Annotated in this window: 21 protein-coding genes; 13 read left to right on the top strand and 8 right to left on the bottom strand. The window is 55.7% G+C overall.

The features are described from left to right. Positions 1-53 precede the first annotated feature (53 nt). Positions 54-2,828, top strand: coding sequence for a [protein-PII] uridylyltransferase (locus tag V5T82_RS01035; RefSeq protein WP_332893715.1), 2,775 nt, complete (start codon positions 54-56; stop codon positions 2,826-2,828). Here V5T82_RS01035 and V5T82_RS01040 read toward each other — a convergent pair. Together V5T82_RS01040 and V5T82_RS01045 are read right to left on the bottom strand one after the other, a co-directional pair. Next, on the bottom strand, positions 2,818-3,933 hold the full coding sequence (locus tag V5T82_RS01040) for an NAD(P)/FAD-dependent oxidoreductase (protein ID WP_332893716.1): 1,116 nt from the start codon (positions 3,931-3,933) through the stop codon (positions 2,818-2,820). The two genes, V5T82_RS01035 and V5T82_RS01040, sit on opposite strands and share 11 nt — an antisense overlap. A gap of 21 nt (positions 3,934-3,954) precedes the next feature. After that, entirely contained in the window at positions 3,955-4,494 is a 540-nt protein-coding gene (locus V5T82_RS01045) for a GAF domain-containing protein (protein ID WP_332893717.1), read from the bottom strand. A gap of 139 nt (positions 4,495-4,633) precedes the next feature. On the opposite strand from V5T82_RS01045, the gene murJ reads away from it, so the two are divergent. Continuing rightward, positions 4,634-6,172, top strand: coding sequence for a murein biosynthesis integral membrane protein MurJ (gene murJ / locus V5T82_RS01050; RefSeq protein ID WP_332893718.1), 1,539 nt, complete (start codon positions 4,634-4,636; stop codon positions 6,170-6,172). 78 nt (positions 6,173-6,250) lie between these two features. Continuing rightward, positions 6,251-7,252: a tryptophan--tRNA ligase gene (trpS, locus tag V5T82_RS01055; RefSeq protein ID WP_332893719.1), complete on the top strand. Its 1,002-nt coding sequence runs from the start codon at positions 6,251-6,253 to the stop codon at positions 7,250-7,252. Positions 7,253-7,377: 125 nt separating this feature from the next. Here the strand turns inward: trpS and V5T82_RS01060 are convergent, their stop codons facing one another. Then, the gene (locus V5T82_RS01060) at positions 7,378-7,773 is read right to left on the bottom strand and encodes a hypothetical protein (RefSeq protein ID WP_332893720.1); all 396 of its coding nucleotides are present in this window, start codon (positions 7,771-7,773) and stop codon (positions 7,378-7,380) included. A 134-nt stretch (positions 7,774-7,907) separates the two neighbouring features. Between V5T82_RS01060 and V5T82_RS01065 the strand changes: the two genes are divergently transcribed. Both V5T82_RS01065 and V5T82_RS01070 read left to right on the top strand, forming a co-directional pair. Next, on the top strand, positions 7,908-8,456 hold the full coding sequence (locus V5T82_RS01065) for a NifU family protein (RefSeq protein WP_332893721.1): 549 nt from the start codon (positions 7,908-7,910) through the stop codon (positions 8,454-8,456). A 358-nt stretch (positions 8,457-8,814) separates the two neighbouring features. Beyond that, positions 8,815-9,795 (top strand): glucosaminidase domain-containing protein, encoded by a 981-nt coding sequence (locus tag V5T82_RS01070; protein WP_332893722.1) that lies wholly within the window; start codon positions 8,815-8,817, stop codon positions 9,793-9,795. Here the strand turns inward: V5T82_RS01070 and V5T82_RS01075 are convergent. Then, positions 9,792-10,700, bottom strand: a complete 909-nt coding sequence (locus V5T82_RS01075; RefSeq protein WP_332893723.1) for a hydrogen peroxide-inducible genes activator — start codon at positions 10,698-10,700, stop codon at positions 9,792-9,794. The two genes, V5T82_RS01070 and V5T82_RS01075, sit on opposite strands and share 4 nt — an antisense overlap. Positions 10,701-10,808: 108 nt before the next feature. Here V5T82_RS01075 and nhaA point away from each other — a divergent pair, with 108 nt between their 5' ends. Next, positions 10,809-12,032 carry a Na+/H+ antiporter NhaA gene (gene nhaA / locus V5T82_RS01080; protein WP_332893724.1) on the top strand — a complete coding sequence of 408 codons (1,224 nt, stop codon included), beginning with the start codon at positions 10,809-10,811 and terminating at the stop codon, positions 12,030-12,032. Between the two features lie 14 nt (positions 12,033-12,046). Then, positions 12,047-12,955, top strand: coding sequence for a universal stress protein (locus tag V5T82_RS01085; protein ID WP_332893725.1), 909 nt, complete (start codon positions 12,047-12,049; stop codon positions 12,953-12,955). Between the two features lie 2 nt (positions 12,956-12,957). Here V5T82_RS01085 and V5T82_RS01090 read toward each other — a convergent pair whose 3' ends face one another. Next, positions 12,958-13,326 carry an arginase family protein gene (locus tag V5T82_RS01090; RefSeq protein WP_332893726.1) on the bottom strand — a complete coding sequence of 123 codons (369 nt, stop codon included), beginning with the start codon at positions 13,324-13,326 and terminating at the stop codon, positions 12,958-12,960. Here V5T82_RS01090 and V5T82_RS01095 point away from each other — a divergent pair. Both V5T82_RS01095 and V5T82_RS01100 read left to right on the top strand, forming a co-directional pair. Further along, positions 13,306-13,665 (top strand): acetate--CoA ligase family protein, encoded by a 360-nt coding sequence (locus V5T82_RS01095; RefSeq protein WP_332893727.1) that lies wholly within the window; start codon positions 13,306-13,308, stop codon positions 13,663-13,665. The genes V5T82_RS01090 and V5T82_RS01095 overlap by 21 nt on opposite strands. Continuing rightward, positions 13,662-13,850, top strand: coding sequence for a GNAT family N-acetyltransferase (locus V5T82_RS01100; RefSeq protein WP_332893728.1), 189 nt, complete (start codon positions 13,662-13,664; stop codon positions 13,848-13,850). Before V5T82_RS01095 ends, V5T82_RS01100 begins: the two co-directional genes overlap by 4 nt. Here the strand turns inward: V5T82_RS01100 and V5T82_RS01105 are convergent. Together V5T82_RS01105 and V5T82_RS01110 are read right to left on the bottom strand one after the other, a co-directional pair. Next, positions 13,832-14,227 (bottom strand): MmcQ/YjbR family DNA-binding protein, encoded by a 396-nt coding sequence (locus V5T82_RS01105; RefSeq protein ID WP_332893729.1) that lies wholly within the window; start codon positions 14,225-14,227, stop codon positions 13,832-13,834. The genes V5T82_RS01100 and V5T82_RS01105 overlap by 19 nt on opposite strands. Before the next feature lie 22 nt (positions 14,228-14,249). After that, positions 14,250-15,305: a polysaccharide deacetylase family protein gene (locus tag V5T82_RS01110; protein WP_332893730.1), complete on the bottom strand. Its 1,056-nt coding sequence runs from the start codon at positions 15,303-15,305 to the stop codon at positions 14,250-14,252. A gap of 121 nt (positions 15,306-15,426) precedes the next feature. Here V5T82_RS01110 and V5T82_RS01115 point away from each other — a divergent pair, with 121 nt between their 5' ends. Next, a complete protein-coding gene (locus V5T82_RS01115) occupies positions 15,427-16,128 on the top strand; it encodes an SDR family NAD(P)-dependent oxidoreductase (RefSeq protein ID WP_332893731.1) in 702 nt (233 codons plus the stop codon). Here the strand turns inward: V5T82_RS01115 and ddpX are convergent. Continuing rightward, positions 16,125-16,685, bottom strand: coding sequence for a D-alanyl-D-alanine dipeptidase (ddpX, locus tag V5T82_RS01120; protein ID WP_332893732.1), 561 nt, complete (start codon positions 16,683-16,685; stop codon positions 16,125-16,127). The genes V5T82_RS01115 and ddpX overlap by 4 nt on opposite strands. Before the next feature lie 71 nt (positions 16,686-16,756). Between ddpX and tsaB the strand changes: the two genes are divergently transcribed. The 3 genes from tsaB to V5T82_RS01135 are packed head-to-tail and all read left to right on the top strand — an operon-like array spanning position 16,757 to position 20,163. Then, positions 16,757-17,464: a tRNA (adenosine(37)-N6)-threonylcarbamoyltransferase complex dimerization subunit type 1 TsaB gene (tsaB, locus tag V5T82_RS01125; protein WP_332893733.1), complete on the top strand. Its 708-nt coding sequence runs from the start codon at positions 16,757-16,759 to the stop codon at positions 17,462-17,464. Further along, entirely contained in the window at positions 17,461-17,934 is a 474-nt protein-coding gene (gene rimI, locus V5T82_RS01130; RefSeq protein WP_332893734.1) for a ribosomal protein S18-alanine N-acetyltransferase, read from the top strand. Before tsaB ends, rimI begins: the two co-directional genes overlap by 4 nt. Positions 17,935-17,988: 54 nt before the next feature. Further along, entirely contained in the window at positions 17,989-20,163 is a 2,175-nt protein-coding gene (locus V5T82_RS01135) for an ATP-binding protein (RefSeq protein ID WP_332893735.1), read from the top strand. Positions 20,164-20,170: the final 7 nt, after the last annotated feature.

A 20,170-nucleotide genomic window follows, 5' to 3' on the forward strand; every position in this document is an offset into this window, starting at 1 on the left:
TCTATGGCAAAGGGGGGCAGTTTGGGGATACGGGACGGTTTAATGGAAGACAGATGCTTTTGAAGATCAAAAAGCCGCGTGGCGTGATTTGTCGCAAAACGTTTATGACGGCGCTGTGCGACATCAGCGAGACCAGCGGCGACGTGAAAAAACCCAAAGGACGTGCCAAGGTTTTAAAGCAATTTAAGACCGCTTTGGAAAACGGCCAAACGGAAATTCAGCGCCGCTTTGAAAGCGGTGAAGCGTCCGGCGTCGCCACCTTGCGCGGCGGGGCGTATTTGTTGGATCAGCTGATCCGCACCTTGCATGAATTCACCATTGCCCAAGTGTTTGATCTGAGCGACACAGAAATCTGCCTGGTCACCACGGGCGGTTATGGGCGCGCTGAAATCTCGCCCCAATCCGATTTAGACTTGATGTTTTTGCTGCCCAAAAAACCCCACCCGCAAGCCAACGAAGCGATTGAGTGGATGTTGTATATGCTGTGGGATTTGGGGCTTAAGGTCGGGCATGCGACGCGCTCGGTCGATGAAACCGTGAAGATGGCAAAGTCCGACATCACCATCACCACAAGCTTGCTGGAATCGCGCTGGATCTCGGGTGATCACGTGCTGTTCGAAGAGTTCGAGCGCCGCTTTGAAAAAGACGTGGTCAGTGGCGGCGGCGCGGACTTTGTCAAATCCAAGCTGGACGAACGCGACGAACGCCACAACAAGATGGGCGACACCCGTTATGTGTTGGAACCCAACATCAAAGACGGCAAAGGCGGCTTGCGCGATTTGCAGACGTTGATGTGGATTGCGAAGTTTTTGTATCGCGTCGACACGGTTCAGGGCTTGGTCGAAAAAGGCGTGCTGGACAAGGTCGACGCGCGGCGTTTCAACAAGGCGCAAAAATTTCTGTGGACTGTGCGCTGTCATCTGCACTACTTGGCGGGCCGTCCCGACGAAACCATCAGTTTCAACGTGCAAAACGAACTGGCCGCGCGCATGGATTATTCCGACCGCGAAGGGGTCAGCGCTGTTGAACGGTTCATGAAGCACTATTTCCTCACCGCCAAAGAAGTTGGCGATTTAACGCGCATCATTTGTGCGGTGTTGGAAGAAGAGCACACCAAAAAATCCATCTTGTCATCCCTGCCGTCGTTCAATTTTCGGCGCACCAAAATCCCCGGTTTCAAAGTGGATGGCGGACGCATTACCATCGAACACGAAGAAGTGTTCAAAGACGACGCGGTCAATTTGTTGCGCCTGTTTTACGAAGCGGAAAAATACGATCTGGACATTCACCCCGAAGCGTTGCGTTTGGCGGCCCGCAGTCTGAAATACCTGAAAAAAGCAGTGCGTCACGACAGCCAAGCGAACAAGCTGTTTTTGGATATGTTGACCGCCAAAAAAGGGCCGAAGCAGGCCTTGGTTCGGATGAACGAAGCGGGTGTGTTTGGTCGCTTCATTCCGGACTTCGGCCGCGTTGTGGCGCAGATGCAATACGACATGTATCACGTCTACACCGTGGACGAACACACCATCCGCGCCATCGATATTCTCAGCCGCATTGAACGCGGGCTCTTGGCCGACGACCATCCGCTCAGCACGGAAGTCATCAAAGACGTCCAGTCGCGTGAGGTGTTGTATGTCGCTGTGCTGTTGCACGATATCGCCAAAGGCCGCGGCGGCGATCACTCGGTCGAGGGTGCAAAGATTGCCAAAAGTTTATGTCCCCGTTTAGGTCTCAACGCGTGGGAAACGGAAACAGTTGCGTGGTTGGTTTTGCATCACCTGGACATGAACCGCTGCGCTTATAAACGTGATCTGGATGACCCCAAGACCATTCGCGACTTTGTCAAGTTGGTGCAATCGCCGGAACGGCTGCGCTTGCTGTTGATCTTGACCGTTGCCGATACCCGCGCGGTCGGCCCCAACGTGTGGAACAACTGGAAAGCTTCGTTGTTGCGTGAACTGTACTACCGCGTACAAGAAACCATGATTGGCGGGTTGCCGGTCCCGCGCCGTGAAGCGCGCGCCGACAATGTGCGCAAAAAGCTCATCGAACATTTGGACCATTGGCCCAGCGACGACGTGGACTGGTTCTTGGAACAGGGCCATGCGAACTATTTTCTGGCCTATACGCCGCAAGACTTGGCCTATCACGCCGAAATTGTGCGCGATGCGGACAAATCCGCCACGCACTTGGTCATTAAAACCCGGGTGCGCGAAGACATCGATGTGACCGAGGTCCTGGTGCATACCTTGGACCACCCGGGTTTGTTCGCCAACATCGCCGGTGCAATTTCGCTTTCAGGGGGCTCCATCGTCAACGCCAACATTGCCACGTTGGGCAACGGCATGGCATTGGATACGTTCTGGGTGCAAGACGTCGAAGACGCCTCCATCAAAGATCCGGATAAAATTCAGCGCATGGAAGAACGCATCGAAGGCGCGTTGACCGGCCGCATTCGCCCTGAACGCGAATTGGCCGACGAACGGTCGCGCCAAATGCCGTCGCGCACCCGCGTGTTCGAAGTCGCCCCACGGGTTCTGGTCAACAACGACGCGTCCCAATCGGCGACAGTTGTCGAAGTCAACGGACGCAACCGCCAGGGCTTCTTGCACGACGTGACCCGTGCGCTTACGGATTTTGGACTGCAAGTGACGTCGGCGCACATCTCGACGTATGGTGAGCGAGTGGTGGACGTGTTTTACATCCGTGATGTGTTTGGATTGAAGATCGATTCAGACCACAAAATCACAGCGCTGAACAAAGTCTTGTTGCGCGCCATCGGCACGTCCAAGGGCGACCCGATTAAGGATGAAAACGTTAAGGGGTAATCCGTTCCTTGACGAAATCTCCGATCGCCAAAGACGATGTTAGACCCGGCGATTCAATCCCAAACAAATTCACCAAACCAGGGACATCATGAATATCCGGACCTTGAATGACGAAGTCGTGTGCGGGTTCGCCTTGGGCTTGGATTTTGGGGCGCATGCCGCAATAGGCGGGGCTGAGGGCATCGTCGGGAAGCCCAGGCCAATAGCTTCGGATTTGTTTGTAAAAACTCTCGGCCCGTTTCGGGTTTACCGCATAATCGATTGTACTGCCATCTTCAATCCATTCGGCATCCGGGCCAAACCGTCCTTGCCCGCCTAAGTCGCGGGTGTAGTGACAGCCCAGCGATGAGTTTCCAGGGACAGGATAAATCAGCTGGTCAAAAGGGGCTTTTCCCATAAGCGAAAAGTAATTGCCTTTGCACAAGTGGGCAGGAGGTGCGTGGTGGGTGGCGTAACCGTTTATACACCCAGCCAGCTTTTGTGCATCCAGCCCGGCGGCGTTGATGACATGTTTGGCCAGAACTTCCATGGGTTGGTCGCCGCCAACGCGCAGCAAAATTCCGTCTGCTTTCACGTCGCCGCTCAACACAGGAGCGTTCAACGCCACAGCACCCCCGTGGGCTTCCAACTCGCCTTGCAGGCTCAGCATAAAGCCGTGGGTATCGACGATACCGGTGGTGGGGGACGACAGGGCTTTGAGGCATCTCAGTTCCGGCTCCAACGCTTGGGCTTCGTCGCCGTCCAACCAATTGAGCTCGGTGCAGCCGTTTGCAGCGGCTTTTGTCACCACGGTTTTTAAGATGGAGACCTCTTCGTCCGTGGTCGCCACCACCAATTTGCCACAGCGATTGTGCTCAATTGCGTGGGCTTCAAGATAGTCGTACAGCATGGCCTTGCCCTGAACGCACAGCCGTCCTTTGAGCGAGCCTTCGGGGTAATAAATACCGGCGTGAATGACTTCGGAATTGCGCGAACTGGTCACCGTGCCGATGGCGTCCAAAGCCTCGACCACCACGACCTCGTGCCCGGCCAAAGCCATGGCGCGCGCGCAGGCCAAGCCCACCACTCCCGCGCCAATCACGACTGTATCCAACGAATCCGTCATGCACCGGAGTGTGCTGAAATTTTACGCGAAAGCAAGTGACGTTTCGGTGTTATGTTCGCGCCTTAAGGTGCGGATTTCTTTGCGTTGCTCTAACAGCTGCACCACCAATGTGGCGAAGTCTTTGAGCATGTCTTGGTCTTCTTCGCTCATGCCTTCTTCGCGGGGTTGATTGTCGATGACGCACAGCGTGCCCAAAGCAAATCCATCGGAATTGACCAGCGGCGCGCCCGCATAAAAGATGACGTTGGGCGCATCGGTGACCAGGGGGTTGTCCTTAAAGACGTCTGATTTGGTCGCATCCGGCACGATGAAGACGTCACGCTGTTTGATCGCATGGGCGCAAAAGGCATATTCGCGCGGCGTTTCGCGGGCATCCAGTCCGTGGGCAGATTTAAACCATTGGCGTTTTTCATCAACCAGGCTCACCAACGAAATCGGCGCATGAAATATGCGCGCGGACAAGCGCGTGATGCAGTCGTAGGCCTCTTCGAAATCGGTGTCGAGCACGCCGTAATTGACCAAGGCGGCTAAGCGGTCGGCATCATCTGGGCTGTAAACCATTGTCTTCTTTCTCCACACGGCGAATATGTAACGCTGCCCCTTATGGTCATATTTATGAACGATTTGGCAGATATCCAGTGTAATCATCCGTTAAGTCTCAAACGCTATTCTGCTCGCTTGATTGAAAAGGACTGCTGTCTTGCTTTTGCGCGCCATTGCCACCGTGGGCTCTATGACCCTGATTTCCCGCATCCTGGGCTTTGTCCGCGATGTGGCGGTCGCCTGGGCGTTGGGGGCCAGTTGGATGGCCGACGTCTTTTTTGTGGCGTTTAAGCTGCCGAATTTGTTCCGTCGCTTGTTTGCCGAAGGGGCGTTTAACCTCGCGTTTGTGCCGATTTTTGCCGGAAAGCTGGAAACGGAAGACAATCAAGACGGCGCCTCAGGTGCGCGCACCTTTGCCGCCCAAGCTCAAAGCGGGCTTTTGGTGGTGCTGTTGATGTTCACCATCGTCATCGAGCTCGCCATGCCGTGGGTGGTGATGGCCATCGCCCCGGGGTTTTTAGACGAGCCGCAAAAATACGATCTCGCCGTGGATTTGATGCGCATCACCTTTCCGTATCTGATCTTTATCTCCTGGGTTTCGCTGTTAGGCGGGATCATGAATTCCCTGCACAAGTTCTGGCAGGCCGCAGCCACGCCGGTTTTGTTGAACATCACCTTGATCACGTCGGTGTTTGCCTTAACACCTTTAATGCCCAGCCCCGCCCACGCGCTCAGTTGGGGTGTGGCTTTGGGCGGCGTGGTGCAGTTGTTGTGGATGGTTTATCACGTCACCAAAGCCGGATGGCGCCCAAAACTGGTGCGCCCCAACATGACCGATGACGTCAAACGCTTGCTCAAACGCATCGCCCCCGTGGCGGTCGGTGCGGGCATTTATCAGGTGAGCTTGCTCATCGACACCATCATCGCGTCCCTATTGGTGTCGGGATCGATTTCCTATTTGTTTTATGCCGATCGTCTGGTGCAGCTGCCTGTGGGCGTGGTGGGCGTGGCCGTGGGCACGGCGTTGCTGCCGATGCTCAGCCGCCAGATTAAATCCGGCGATGACACCCAAGCCCAAGACAGCCAAAACCGCGCGGTGGAATTTGCGCTGTTGTTGACTTTGCCCGCAGCGGCGGCGCTGTTTATCCTCCCCGAAACGCTCATATCCGTGCTTTTCGAACGCGGAGAATTCGGCGCCGAAGCCACTCACAAAACGGCAATGGCGCTGATGGTGTTTGCGCTGGGTCTTCCGGCCTATGTCTTGGTCAAAGCCTTTGCCCCCGGTTATTTCGCCCGTGAAGATATGTCGACGCCGATTAAGATTGGTGCGGTGTGTGTTGCGGTGAACATCGCCATTGCTTTGGCCTTGATGGGGCCGTTGGCGCACGTGGGTTTGGCGGCGGCCACGGTGATCAGCCAATGGCTCAACGCGGGTTTGCTTGCGTTTTTCCTCATCAAACGCGGGCATTTTCACATGGACGGGCAGCTTAGGCGGCGCTTGTGGCGCACGCTGTTGGCGACGCTGATGATGGCGGGCGTGGTGTGGGGGTTAGATCAAGTGGTGGCGCAGTATCTTGGAAAAGTCCTGGGCCTGATCGCCATCGTGGTCGGCGGCATGCTCAGCTACGGCGCCGCCGCCCAGGTTTTGGGCGCAGCACGGCTCGGTGATCTCAAAGGTTGGATGCGCCGTTCTTGATTTCTGTGACGCCTCGGTCCATAACCCCTTGCACAAATTGATCTTCAACCATCCGGTCCACACGGAAGGAACCAAACCATGTCTCGCATCTTCTCCGGCATTCAATCCACCGGCAATCTTCACTTGGGTAACTATTTGGGCGCGGTGCGCAACTGGGTTCAGTTGCAAGATGACTATGAATGCATTTTCTGTGTCGTTGATATGCACGCCATCACCCAGTGGCAAGACCCTGCGGATTTGAAGGCGTCCACCCGTGAAGTGGCGGCGGCGATGATTGCGTCGGGCGTGGATGCGGACAAGCACATTATCTTCAACCAAAGTCAAGTGTCCGGTCATGCGGAACTGGCGTGGATCTTCAACTGCGTGGCCCGTTTGGGCTGGCTCAACCGCATGACCCAGTTCAAGGACAAGGCGGGCAAAAACCGCGAAAAGGCCTCGGTGGGTTTGTATTGTTATCCGAACCTCATGGCGGCGGACATTTTGCTGTACAAAGCCACCCACGTTCCGGTGGGCGAAGACCAAAAGCAGCACTTGGAGCTGACCCGCGACATTGCGGACAAGTTCAACCACGACTACGGCGTGGACGGGTTCTTCCCTCAGCCTGAACCGCTGATTTTAGGCTCGGCCACCCGTGTGATGAGCTTGAAGGATGGCACCAAGAAGATGTCCAAGTCCGACCCGTCGGAATTGTCGCGCATCATCATGACCGACGACGCCGACGCCATCGCCAAAAAAATCCGCAAGGCCAAAACGGACCCCGAACCCTTGCCCGAAACCAAAGACGGCATGGAAGGCCGCCCGGAAGTTGCCAACTTGCTGGGCATCTACGCCGCTTTGGCGGATTTGAGCCTGGACGACACCATCGCTGAATTTGCCGGCAAAGGCTTTGGCGACTTCAAAGGCGCGTTGGCCGATTTGGCGGTTGAAAAACTCAGCCCCATCCAAAACGAAATGCGCCGTTTGATGGACGATCCGTCGTATGTCGATGGCGTATTGCGCAATGGTGCCGAGCGCGCCCGCGCAATTTCAGAGCCGATTTTGGACGAAATCAAAGACATCGTCGGGTTTTTACGGCCTTAAGTTCGATGGTCAGCGGCACAAATCACTTCTATTGATTTTGAACCACAGAGGACACAGAGCACACAGAGCATTCTTTTTCACCTCTGTGTCCTCCTTTTTCTCGGTGTTCTCTGTGGTGAAAAGACCTATATCGCTTTGCGCGTCTGTAGATAAAGTCCCACCAGCACGGCAAAATACCCAGAAATCAGCCCCGTCTGCACCCAATAGGGTGTGAGGCTATGGTCCGGCCCCATGACGGAGGCCAAAGCGTCAGACATGTTCACCGCCGCAAGCCCCAACACCGTGATGCCCATCACCACCAAAGCCGTCGGCACGACGCTGATGTGGCGCGAAGCGGCGTGGAACAGGCCAATGTAGGCCACCACGGCAAACGCAATGATCTTGTCCTGATAGGCGTAAAATGGTGTGTCGTAATACACAAACAGCAAAGGCGCTTTGATGCCAAAAAAGTGCGCCACCGCCATGCAACAAAAATAAGCCACTCCGGCCAACAAAGCGTACCGCAACAGGGGTGGTGTCATGGAAGTCTCCTGTGATCTGAATTTTGAGCGCCGTTCACTGTTTCAATATCCACAATTTAACGTGGGTTGATCAATCACCCTTTTACCCCCATATTCCGATCAACAGATTTTAAGAGATAGCGGAGACAGCCCCCATGTTTATCCAAACCGAAGCCACGCCGAACCCGGCGACGTTGAAATTCCTTCCGGGCCAAGCGGTTATGGCGTCCGGCACGGCTAACTTTACAGACGCCGAGAGTGCGGCAAAATCACCTCTGGCGGTCACCTTGTTTGGCATCGACGGCGTGGACGGCATCTTTTTAGGCGCAGACTTTGTCACCGTGACCAAAACCGACGCGGTCGATTGGGACGTGGTCAAACCCCGCGTGCTTGCGGCTGTGATGGATCACTTCACCCAAGGCCTTCCAGTGATGGAAGACGCTGGCGAAGCCGCTGACGATGGTGCGGAAGATTCCGATACCGTCAAACAAATCAAAGAGTTGATCGAAACCCGCGTGCGTCCGGCTGTTGCCCAGGACGGCGGCGATATCGTCTTCCGCTCCTTCGAAGAGGGTGTGGTTTACCTGCACATGCAAGGTGCCTGCGCGGGCTGCCCCAGCTCCACCGCGACGCTCAAAAACGGCATTGAAAACATGCTGCGCCACTTCGTTCCCGAAGTTACGGAAGTGCGCGCCGTTAACTAAGTGTCACAATTCCCGAGTTCGCGAATCGGGTTTTTTTTGATCAAAATTCTTTAGACCCCCAATCGTTTCGGTTGGGGGTCTTTTAGATTTATCTAAAGTATTCAGTAACTTCTCTTGTGTAAAAAAAAGGGGCTGGAAACGCGTGAAAAAAGCGCGTAGAAAAGCGCCCGAATTTCACCCGGTAGGGATCAGAACGAGATCCCGCAATGGCTGACAACAGCTCCGGAAGTGAAACAGATCGGTCGAAGCAGTGGTTTTGGAAACATTGCTCGAGGAGGGAACCGGTCTAGCAGAACGCCTTTTTGGGCAAGACGCAGACTTTGAACCTTTGTTTGATACGCCAGATCGAGACGCCGAAATGAAAAATACAGTTTGGAGCTCTTTGAGCGCCGCTTCCGTTTTGGGTGCAGCCCTTTACGCCACTGCCGCGTGGATGCCGGAACCGACCGGCACTGCGGCTGTCAGCGCAACCTTTGCCGATCCCGAAGCGGGCGTGGCCCAAGGTTTGGAGATGGAAATTTCCGTCGCCACGGTGCCGGAAGTGCTCAATGACATGGACACCGCCGCAGGCCCGCTGCCCAAAGGCCCCGATTACGACTTGGATGAAGTCTTGGCTGGCCAACGCGAAGTGCCGCGCATCACCCAGGCGGCTCTGCCCAAAAATTTGAGCGCCGTGCGCGAAACCAATGCGCGCAAACAAATCTTTTTCAAAACCGTGTTGCCGTTGGTGCTTCAGGTGAACGAACAGATCGAAGCCGAGCGCGGTCGTTTGTGGGAGCTGCAATCCCAAATCATGCGCGGCAAAGAGCTCGATGCGCTGGATCGTCTGTGGTTGGCCGTTTTGGCTGAACAGTACGGCACACGCCGGGGCGACATTGTTGCCATCTTAGAACGCCACGACGTGGTGCCGCCGTCTTTGGCCTTGGCCCAAGCAGCGACCGAAAGTGCTTGGGGCACGTCGCGTTTCGTGCGCGAAGGCAATGCCATGTTTGGCGAGTGGACCTTTAAGTCCGATCACAAAGGCATTGTGCCCAATGGCCGTGAAAACGGGAAAACCCACCGCGTGCGGGCGTTTGACACGTTGCAAGATTCGGTGCGCTCTTACGTCGCCAACTTGAACAAGCACCGCGCCTATAAAGAGTTCCGCGCCGAGCGCACACACATGCGCGCCCAAGGCCGTGTGGTCGACGGGATGGAGCTGGCCGGCACGCTGCACCGCTATTCCGAACGCGGCGCTGCTTATGTGGCGGAATTGCGCGCCATCATCTCCACCAACGATTTGGATCTGTTGGACAACGCCCAGCTGACGTCCAACGGCACGCTTGAGCCGATCATCTAATAGCGTTTGGCCAAAGCCGCATAAGCTTCGCGGATAATGGCTTCGATTTCTTCCATGTGTTCGGCCAATCCATGGCCGGGCCTCCACGCTATGCAAATATCGCGTGATAACTTGGCGTTGCTGAGCTTGAGCACCTTCACCTCCGTCTGGTCCGGCATTTCAGAACGGATGTAGAGTTCCGGAAAAAACGACAAGCCCACACCCATGCCCACCATGTGACGCAAGGTATCCAAGCTGGTGCCCTCATAGTCGGACAACAGCTTGGCCCCATGGGCATCACAGAGCTGGCGCACTTGGGCGTGCAGGTGGTGTCCGGCTTCCAGCGTTAAAACGTTTTGGCCGCGCAGGTCTTCGAGGGTGATGGCGTCCTTTTCACGCAATTCATGATCAGGTGCGCAGACAACAGAGAGGTTCTCTTGAAAAAGCTTGCGCACCTCCAAGCTGGAATGCACCACCGGCGCGGGCGTGAGCACCACGTCCAACTCGCCTTGCAGCAATTCGTCTTGAATGTCGCGGGGCGTGCTTTCGCGCACATAGAGTTTTAACGCGGGAAAGCGTTGGTGCATCACAGGCACCATGTGGGGCAAAAGATACGGCCCCAACGTCGGCGGCACGCCGAGCTTGAGTTTGCCGCTGAGCTGGGATCGGCTGGTGTCGATATAATCGACGATGCCCTGAACGTCGTCCAAGACTTTGCGCGCGCGCTCGATCACTTCGCGGCCCACAGGCGTTGGGCTGACGCCTTTGCGGTCACGATCCATTAAGCGGCAGCCGAGTTTGTGTTCCAGTGCGGAAAATTGGGCGCTCAAGGTCGGTTGCGCCACATGCACGCGCTGGGCGGCGCGCCCGAAATGGCGTTCATCGTCAATGGCGACCAGGTATTGCAGCTGTCTCAATGTGGGCATGATAGATAAAAACTATCAGTTTCGACGATATCTTTCAATTTTAATAATCAAAGGAGAGTCCCCATACTTTAAGGAGCTGGTGCCCCTCCGTATGGTGAGAAGAGAACAATGAACGCCTCATATGCATCCCAAAAACAGAGTTTTATCAACAAAGAAACCTTAGGCGGTGTGTTGTTGATGATGGCTGCGCTGGCCGCACTGCTGGTGAGCAATTCCCCCTTAACCGGATATTACGTGGCCTTATTCGACACCCCCGTGTCCATGTCTGCAGGCCCGTTAAGCATCGACAAGCCTTTATTGCTGTGGGTGAACGACGGTTTGATGGCGATCTTTTTCTTTTTTGTCGGTCTGGAAATCAAACGTGAAGTGTTAGAGGGAAAGCTGTCGTCCCGAGATAAAGCAGCTCTCCCCCTGGTCGCTGCAGTGGGTGGCATGGTGGTACCAGCCCTGTTCTACCTCGCCATCAATGCCGCTACCCCCGAAAATTTGGGTGGCTGGGCCATTCCTGCAGCGACCGATATTGCTTTTGCCCTGGGCATCTTGGCGCTGTTGGGCCCCGCCGTGCCGCCGGTCCTGAAGGTTTTGTTGTTGGGCATTGCCATCATTGACGATTTGGGTGCGATTTTGGCCATTGCGCTGTTTTATACGGCGGATTTGTCGACGCAGTCCTTGGCCATCGGTGGGCTCGGCTTTTTGGTTTTGCTGGCGCTGAATTTTTTCGGTGTCAAACGCATCGCCCCTTATGTGCTGATCGGCCTGATCGTGTGGGTTGGGGTGTTGAAATCCGGTGTGCATGCGACGTTGGCCGGTGTGTTGATAGCGCTCACCGTGCCCATGCGCGACGACGAAGGAAACTCGCCGCTGACAGACGTCGAGCATGCACTGTTTCCCTGGGTGAGCTATTTTATCATGCCCGTGTTTGCCTTTGCCAATGCAGGTGTGTCTTTGGCGGGGTTGTCGTTTGCCGATCTTTTCACGCCCGTGCCCTTGGGCATTGCTTTGGGCTTATTCATCGGCAAACAGCTGGGCGTGATGTCCTTGATTTGGATCAGTGTGAAGGCCGGCCTGGCCCGCTTGCCCGACGGTGTCAGCTGGCGCGAGACCTATGGCGTTGCGTGCCTCACCGGGATTGGCTTCACCATGAGCTTGTTCATCGGCACGTTGGCTTTCGACAGTCCCGATCAGCTCAACGCTGTGCGGTTGGGCGTGTTGATGGGCTCGTTAGCATCGGGTGCCCTGGGCTTCGTCGTGCTGCGCCGCGCACTGTCCGCCCGCCAAGACAATTCGACCAAAGCCGGAGAAAAAACCGCCCCGCAATCCCTTGCTGCGTAAAAAAGGACCTGATCATGAAGCGCTTTAAAAAAATCATTGTCGTCTATGACATTTTACCCGGGGGAGATGAAACGCTCGAGCGTGCCATTGAATTGGCGAAGCGGAACGACGCGCATTTGACACTGTTGAACGTGGTCGATCCGTCACGGGGTTGGGAGCACATCGACCAACACAAGCGCATGATCGAACGCGTCGCGGTTGGAATCCCCTTGCCAACATATCGCAAAGATCACGTTGTATTATTGGGGACACCAGTTATTGAAATCTTAGGTGAAGCCAGTGCCCGTCAAGCCGACTTGATCATGACCTCAGACGGTTATGCAGGCGAATATGAGCAGATGTTCGGCCTGGACCTAACGACGGACTTGATGCGGCGCGCCGATTGCCCTGTGTGGGTCGTGCATGCAAAGACCAAGCAGAACTATCACCGGGTGGTCGCAGCGGTCAATGCGGGCAAAGAAGACGCGCTCACGGACCCGGCCAATCGGCGCATTTTGGAAATGGCTTCCTCCCTGGCCGAACTGGAACAGGCCGAGTTGCATGTGGTTTATGCTTGGGATTTTGAAGGCCAGGATAAAAACCGTATGGACAACGGCCTTTCACCGAGCGAGTACGCGGATCGCATGAAACTTGCGCATTTGGAGCACTTGGGCCAATTGGTGGATCTTGGCCGCACTGTGTTGGGGGATCCCCTAACGTTTATCCCCGTGGTCCAGCATGGTGATGCCGTAAGCGTGGTGCACGACTATATCGAAACACAAAAAGCCGATATTTTGGTCACGGATGGCAAAGTGAGCAATCCGGTCATGAGTGCGATCATCAGCACCAAGGCGACGAAGTTTTTGGCACAGGCTGCATGTTCCGTTTTGTTTGCAAGGCCACTTCCTGCGAACTTTGAACAGGCGGCTACAGCCGCAGAATAGCGCTATTGCGTCAACAAGATATGCACGTGTACGCCGACCGAGCTGGCGAGCGCGTGCAAATCGTACCCGCCTTCCATCATGGAAACCACGCGCCCTTTGCAACACTCATTGGCCAGCATCACAAGCTCGTGGGTGATCCAGGCATAGTCTGGCGCTAATAGCCGCAGCTGCGCTTGCGGATCACTGGAATGTGCATCAAAGCCCGCAGCGTAGAGCGCGGCTTCGATACTGCCGGAGGACACCACCGTGTCGGCGTCTAAATAACCGAGGCCGTCGTTTGGCGCGCAATTGACGATGTGTTCAATGTGGTGAGATGTATGCACACGTTCCAGCTGTTCGCGGGTGTGGTCTTGGATCTGAAATCCCGCCAAGAGGTCGAGCACGCCGCACACGATATGTTGGTGCGGTCAAAAGAAGCTTATCCCAACGCCGACATCACAGGGTTTTCGGTGCAGCAAATGTCGCTGCGCCCCGGTGCACAGGAGCTGATTATCGGGGTGTCCTACGATCCGATCTTCGGCCCTGTCATCATGTTCGGCCAAGGTGGTAGCTCCGTCGAAGTGGTGGGCGATCGCGCCGTTGCGTTGCCGCTGCTCAACATGGCGTTGGCGCGCGATCTGGTGTCGCGCACCAAGGTTTCCAAATTGTTGGAAGGCTACCGCGATCACGCTGCGGTGGATTTCGACGCCGTGAACTTTTGCAAAAAATGATCAAGTATTGCAAAAGCCGCAGCACGCGCACCATGGTGGGGCAAGTCTTGGCCGACAACACGCGCATGCTCAAGTTTGTCGAAGGCATGGGCTTCCGGCTCACCGAACACGTGGAACACGACATCGTCGAGGTGCAACTGGAGCTCCAGCCGCAAAGTGCCCCGATTCATCGTTTGTCGGCGTAAAGCCCAAGCTCTTTTTGTCGTGTCTTGGTGAGATTGGCCGCTGCCAAACGGTGCGATTCAGCGAGGTACGCTTTCAGTTCATCATCGCTCAGCCCCGGTTCGTCGTAGTGTTGAATCCACTTCATCCCACGTGATGCTAAGTACGGCGCGGGGCGCAAACCCGGGGCATCGCGCAAAATGTCGTAGGCGAAGTCGGAAACTTTGAAGGTAATGCCGGGTTGATCTGCGTGGGTGTGAACACTGTGATGGTTGGCGATGGCGAACACCTTGCCCTTCGCCCCGCCCACCTTCCACACGTGCGAACCGCCCCACTGCACCACATAGTGCGTGGCGGGCAAAGATTGGCAAAACGCGTTGTAGTCGTCGATGGTGAGCATGTCTGTGAGTATATAGGAAACCCTACTTCACATACAAAAGCTTACCAAACCAGCGCCACCGCCCCTTACCTGCGGGCATGGTGCAGTTGATCCGCGTGCGGCCTTTGGGCAGGGGGGCTGTCATGCGCACTTCGACGCGGGGGCCCAAGCGTTCCAGCTGTAGCTTGCCTTCGTGATTGGAAAAGCACGCCAACTGGTCCATGCGTTTGAAATCCATCGGCACCGTGAAGCCCAAGGGCGGCGGATTGTTGCTGGGGTCCACGACCGTGTCGGTGGGGGTCATATCGTTTGCAGGCACAGGCAGGCTTTGGGCGGCGGTGCGCAAGCGCGCCACGTCGCCGTAATTTTCGTTCATGGCAAAACGGGGCAGGGCAAAGATGTTGTCGTTCGCGCCAAACGCACCGGAGTGCTGGCCGAAGCCTGCGACAAAGCCGAGTTCTTGACTAAGGGCAATGACATCTTCTGAAAACTCACCATAGGGATAAGCGATTAATTCGGGGACATAACCTAATTCGTTTTGAAACCGCTTGTTCGAAGCATCCAAGTCCTGGCGGTTTTGCGCTTCGCTGACGTCGATCATGTGGAGATGCGTAGCGGTCTGGCTGCCGATGGTGACCAGCGGATCGTTGGCGATCTCGCGGATCTGGTTCCACGTCATGTAACGGCTAAGCCCCCGGTCCACCGGGTTGGTGGCGACAAACAGGGTGAACGGAATGCCGGCCTCTTTGAAACGCGGCCAAGCTTCGGTGTAGACGGAGCGATAAGCATCGTCGATGGTCACGCCCACGGATTTTTCCGGGAAGTCTTCACCGGCTTTCACACGGCGCACGATTTCGCCCAAGGACAGCAATGTGTACTCGCCGTTCTTGAGCTCTTGGATGTGGGCGTCCAACTGTTCCAAACGTGTGTTGGTGGAAGGATAGTCGTTTTCACCGAAGCGGTGATACATGACAACGGACGCGCCATCGTCGGGTGCCAAGTCTTCGTCTTGGGCAAATGCAGGCGTGGTTTGGCTGCTCAACACCGCAGCCAAAATGGTGGCGGTGCAGGCGGTTACGTGCCAAAAACGGTGAATCATGCGAGCCCCTCACATTCAACGACTTGATCTTTTGCGCTATTGTTTCCATTTAAGGTCAAAGTACAAGTGATATTCATCACAACTCCCCAGGTTTATTTCGACCCTGCTGAAAGAGGTTTTTATGGATTTTCGTCAAAAGCACGTTGTCGTTACGGGCGGCACAGGCGCCTTGGGCACCGCTGTCGTGGGCCAATTGTTGGACTTGGGTGCCACTGTACACATCCCCGTTTTCAACGCAGAGGAAGGCGAACGCTTCGTCCACAAAGACCATGGCAACGTGCACCTGGTTGCCGACATCGATTTGACCGACGAGGCCTTGGTCGAAGGCTTTTATCAAGGCGTTCCGGGTCTTTGGGGTTCCGTCCACATTGCGGGTGGGTTCGATATGTCTTTGGTGGCCGAAACGTCTGCGGCTCAGTTCGACAAACAGATGTCCATGAATGCCAAGACGTGTTTTTTGTGTGCGCGCGAAGCGGTGAAATCCATCCGCAAAGCCGAAGGGATTGGGCGCATCGTCAACATTGCTGCGCGTCCAGGGGTTTCCCCGCGCGAAGGGGCGGGCATGGTGGCCTATGCGGCGTCCAAAGCCGCTGTTGCCGCACTGAGCGAGGCCATGGGCGAAGAGCTCGCGCCAGAAGGTATTTTTGTCAACGCCGTGGCCCCGTCGATTTTGGACACACCCGCTAACCGTTCAGCCATGCCCGACGCAGATCATGCGTCTTGGCCCAAGGTCGAAGAGGTGGCCGCCACCATCATACATTTGGCCTCGCCCGCCAATGGTGCGGCGCGGTCTGCCGTGGTTCCGGTGTACGGGCGGGTCTAAGTGGCCGTCATGGGTTCCGGCAGGTCGCTATCACTGAACAGCTCATAATCGCGGCTGTCGAATAGTTGGTAGTGCCACCACTCATTGCGGTAAAAATCCCAGCCCGCTGTGGTCATCAGGCCCATCAACAGCAAACGGTTGTGCTGGGCCTGGACGCTGACGCCGCGATTTGCGTGGTGGCTCAAGGGCGTGAAGGCGTCAAACCCCGTGCCCATATCAAGCTCTTGTTCAGTCTTTTGGTCAACCAAGGTCAGATCCACCGCCACCCCGCGCGAATGGGGCGAGCCCCGGCGCGGATCGGCCAAAAAGTCTGGGTCCGGTGTGTGATTCCACAGCTTCCATTGGGACTCGCTGGGCCGAAACGCGTCGAAGACTTTGAGCGTCCAGCCCTGAAGCGCTGCGAGCTCAACGGCTTCGACCAACATTTTTTCCGCTTCGGTGTGCAGATAACACGCCGCGCGCTGATAAACGGGCTGGCCGGTGAAGTTGTCGGACGTGGCGTAGCGTAAATCGATTTCGACGTTGTGTCGGGCGGGGGTGATCTCAACCAAAGACATTTCAAAATCCCAAACTGGCAAACGGTTTCAGGCGGGAGTATAACGGGCAAAGATTTGGCAAAGGATTAACTGTGAGCGACACGCCTGTTTTGATATTGGCTTTGGATTGCACCACCACCGGATGCTCAGCAGCGGTGATGGACGGCAACTGCACATTGGCGCTGGATGCGCGTGAAATGGCGCGCGGTCAGGCCGAAGTCCTGCTGCCTATGATCGAAGGCGTGTTGAAAGAAGCGGACCGCTTGCCCAAAGACTTGTGCGCCGTCGCCATTACCCGTGGTCCCGGGGCGTTTACGGGCATGCGCATCGGCTTGTCCACTGCGCGTGCGTATGCTTTGGCGCTTGGCATTCCTTGCATCGGCGTCACCACATTAGAAGCCGTCGCCGCAAATGTTGGCGCAGATGAACGCCAAGGCCACGTGATTTTGGCTGCCATCGAAAGTAAACGTGCGGACATTTATGTGCAGTTGTTTGATGAAGACTTAAAAGCCTTAAATGAACCCACCGCTGCCGAAGGCCAAGCCATCGCCGCTATGATCGATGGCCAAGGCCCGGTGATTTGTGTCGGCGACGCCAGCGGGCGCGCTCAAGAGATGGCGGCGCCCCATGGCGGCGATCTCAAATTGTCCTCTGCCCCGGCGTTGCCGGACGCGCGCTTGGTCGGCCAAATCGCTTTGTCGCGCTTTGACGGGGCAAAATCCTTTGATCCGCCCGCGCCGCTGTATTTGCGCCCGCCCGACGCCAAACTGCCCAAAAATCAAGGGCGCGCCCGCCCATGATCAAGCCCCTGCGCTTCACGGACATCTGTGTTCATCACGCGGATGTATTGGCCGAGCTGCACGGCGAAAGCTTTGAAGAGGGCTGGAGCACAAAATCCCTTCGCACCACCCTTGAAATGCCCGGCACGTTCGGCTTCATCGCCGAAAACGCTGCTGGCGAGCCCTTGGGCTTTGGCCTGTTTCGCACCAGTGTGGACGAGGCTGAAGTCCTCACCATCGCCACTCGGCCGAGCCTGCGCGGGCAAGGTATTGCGAAAGCGCTGATGAACCGCGCGCTGGCCCAGAGCCAAAAGCTTGGGGCCAAGTCGATGTTTTTGGAGGTGGCCGTAGATAATGCGGCGGCGCTGAAACTCTATCAAAGCCTGGGTTTTGAAGAGGTTGGCCGCCGCCAAGGCTATTACAAACGTTTCGATGGGTCCCGGGCCGATGGTTTGGTGATGAAACGCAATTTGGTTCCCCAATACCCCTAATTATAATACTATAAATAAGAGTATGTCTCAGGAGGCTCTGGTAAAGGGCGTGGTATGGACGTGCATGGACATCGAGGGGAAGAATTTTACAACCGCGGCATGAACGCGGTTCTGGATGTGCTCAACCGCGTCCAGGACGTGGATGCGTTGGTCCAAGCGTTCGTGGAAACGGTTCTCGAAGTCTTGGATTGTGATCGCGTTTTTCTTCTGACCCCATTGGACCCCGGCGCAGATACGTTTCGCATCGCTGTGGAAGCGACGAAGCCCGACTATCCCGGGGCGCTGGAAACCGGGTTGGACTTTCCGTTGACTCCTTTTCATGAGATGGCATTTCAGGCCGTCTTAAACGCCGACGGTGTGATCATTCACAGCGAAAAGGAATTGGCCAATCTCAGGGACTTCAAGGAAGCCAACGTTGCACCCGCTAAATCGGCAATGATTTGTGCGCTTTACCCGCGGATAGGCAAACCGTGGATGTTTGGGCTGCATCAGTGCCGCTATGAGCGACAGTGGAGCCCCAACGAACAGAAATTGTTTCAAGATTTTGCGGCGAGGCTTTCTGAAAGCTTGTCGAACCGGTTGCTCTTAAGCTCGTTGCAAGAGAGCGAACGCACCTTGAAAGTCAGTGAAGAGCGCCTGCGCATGTCTCAAGAAATTGCGCACGTGGGAACCTGGGACATGGTTGTCGCCAATCTTGACATGGTTTGGTCCCAAGAGCTGTTCGACATTTTGGGCTATGATGCCAACGTGACACACCCCAGTTTCGATGCCTTGATGTCGTGTGTGGATGACCGCGATGTCGACCGTGTGCGTGCGACCATCAACAATGCCATGCGCAGCGGCGGCAATTACGACATTCAACACAGAATTCGATACGGTGGCGATGACGGCCCGGTGCGGACCGTGCGTCAAACTGGGCGCATTTATCGGGACGCGTCCCAAAGGCCATACCGCTTAATAAGCGTCGTGCAAGATTGCACCGATCAGCTCAGAACGGAACATCGTCTCAATGCTTTTTTGGAGCTGAACAAAGACGCTCCGTCACTTTCAGAAAACGAAATTCTATCGCGCGCTCTGGACATTGCCGTTGAGGCCACCGCGTCGAAAATCGGCTATCTCCATCTGGTGGGCGAAGATCAGAACACATTGCAATTGACGGTGTGGAATGAGGAGGCGCGCAAGCTTTGCACCGCGTCGCATACGGACCATTACCCCATCGACGAAGCCGGGGTGTGGGCCGACGCCGTTCGACGGCGTATGCCTGTGGTCCACAATGAATATGAGGCCCTAGAGACCAAAAAGGGCTACCCCGAAGGCCATTTCCCCGTTCACCGTCATATGTCGGCCCCTGTGTTGGATGGGGACCTCGTGCGTATGATTATCGGCGTCGGCAACAAACAAGAAGCGTATGGGGACAAAGACGTTTTACACTTACAACGCGCGGCCCAAGACATTCAAAAAATAGTCATGCGCAAACGCACGGAAATCGCTTTAGAAAGCAAGACCCTGGAATTGCAAGACGCGATTAAATCCGTGAATGCTGCGGATAAAGCGAAGTCGGCGTTTTTGGCCAATATGAGCCACGAGCTGCGCACGCCGCTGAACTCCATTATCGGATTCTCGCAACTCATGGAATACAAGGTCTATGGTGAGCTATCGGAGCGCTACCATGAATACACTCATCTGATTTCCGCCAGCGGCCAGCATTTGTTGGAAACCATCAATCAGATCTTGGATTTGTCGAAAATCGAAGCGGGCAAACTTGAACTCGATTGCCGCCCTGCAGACATCAACGCCATCATCACCGAGTGTGTTGATATCCTCGACGCCTTGGCAAAAGACAACGCCGTCGACGTGATCACCGACATTTCAGAAGATCATGAGATGACGATTGATCCCTTGCGGATGAAGCAGGTGATGTTCAACATCATTGGCAATGCGATCAAGTTCACGCATGGCGGTACGGTCTGCATAACAATCGACAGTGACGAAACCGCATATCGCATCAACGTGACGGATACCGGCGTCGGCATGACCAAAGAGCAAGCCAAAATTGCCATGCAACCGTTCCAACAAGCTCATGGTCGGGCTTATACCCGGCGTTCGGGCGGGACGGGCTTGGGCTTAAGCTTGGCGCAAAAGATTATGGAACTGCATGGCGGAACGATTGAATTGTCCAGCGAAGTCGACGCGGGAACGCGGGTGTGTTTGGTGTTGCCAAGGTCTTGAGAAAGCC

This window comes from Magnetovibrio sp. PR-2 (assembly GCF_036689815.1).
GTDB lineage: Bacteria > Pseudomonadota > Alphaproteobacteria > Rhodospirillales > Magnetovibrionaceae > Magnetovibrio.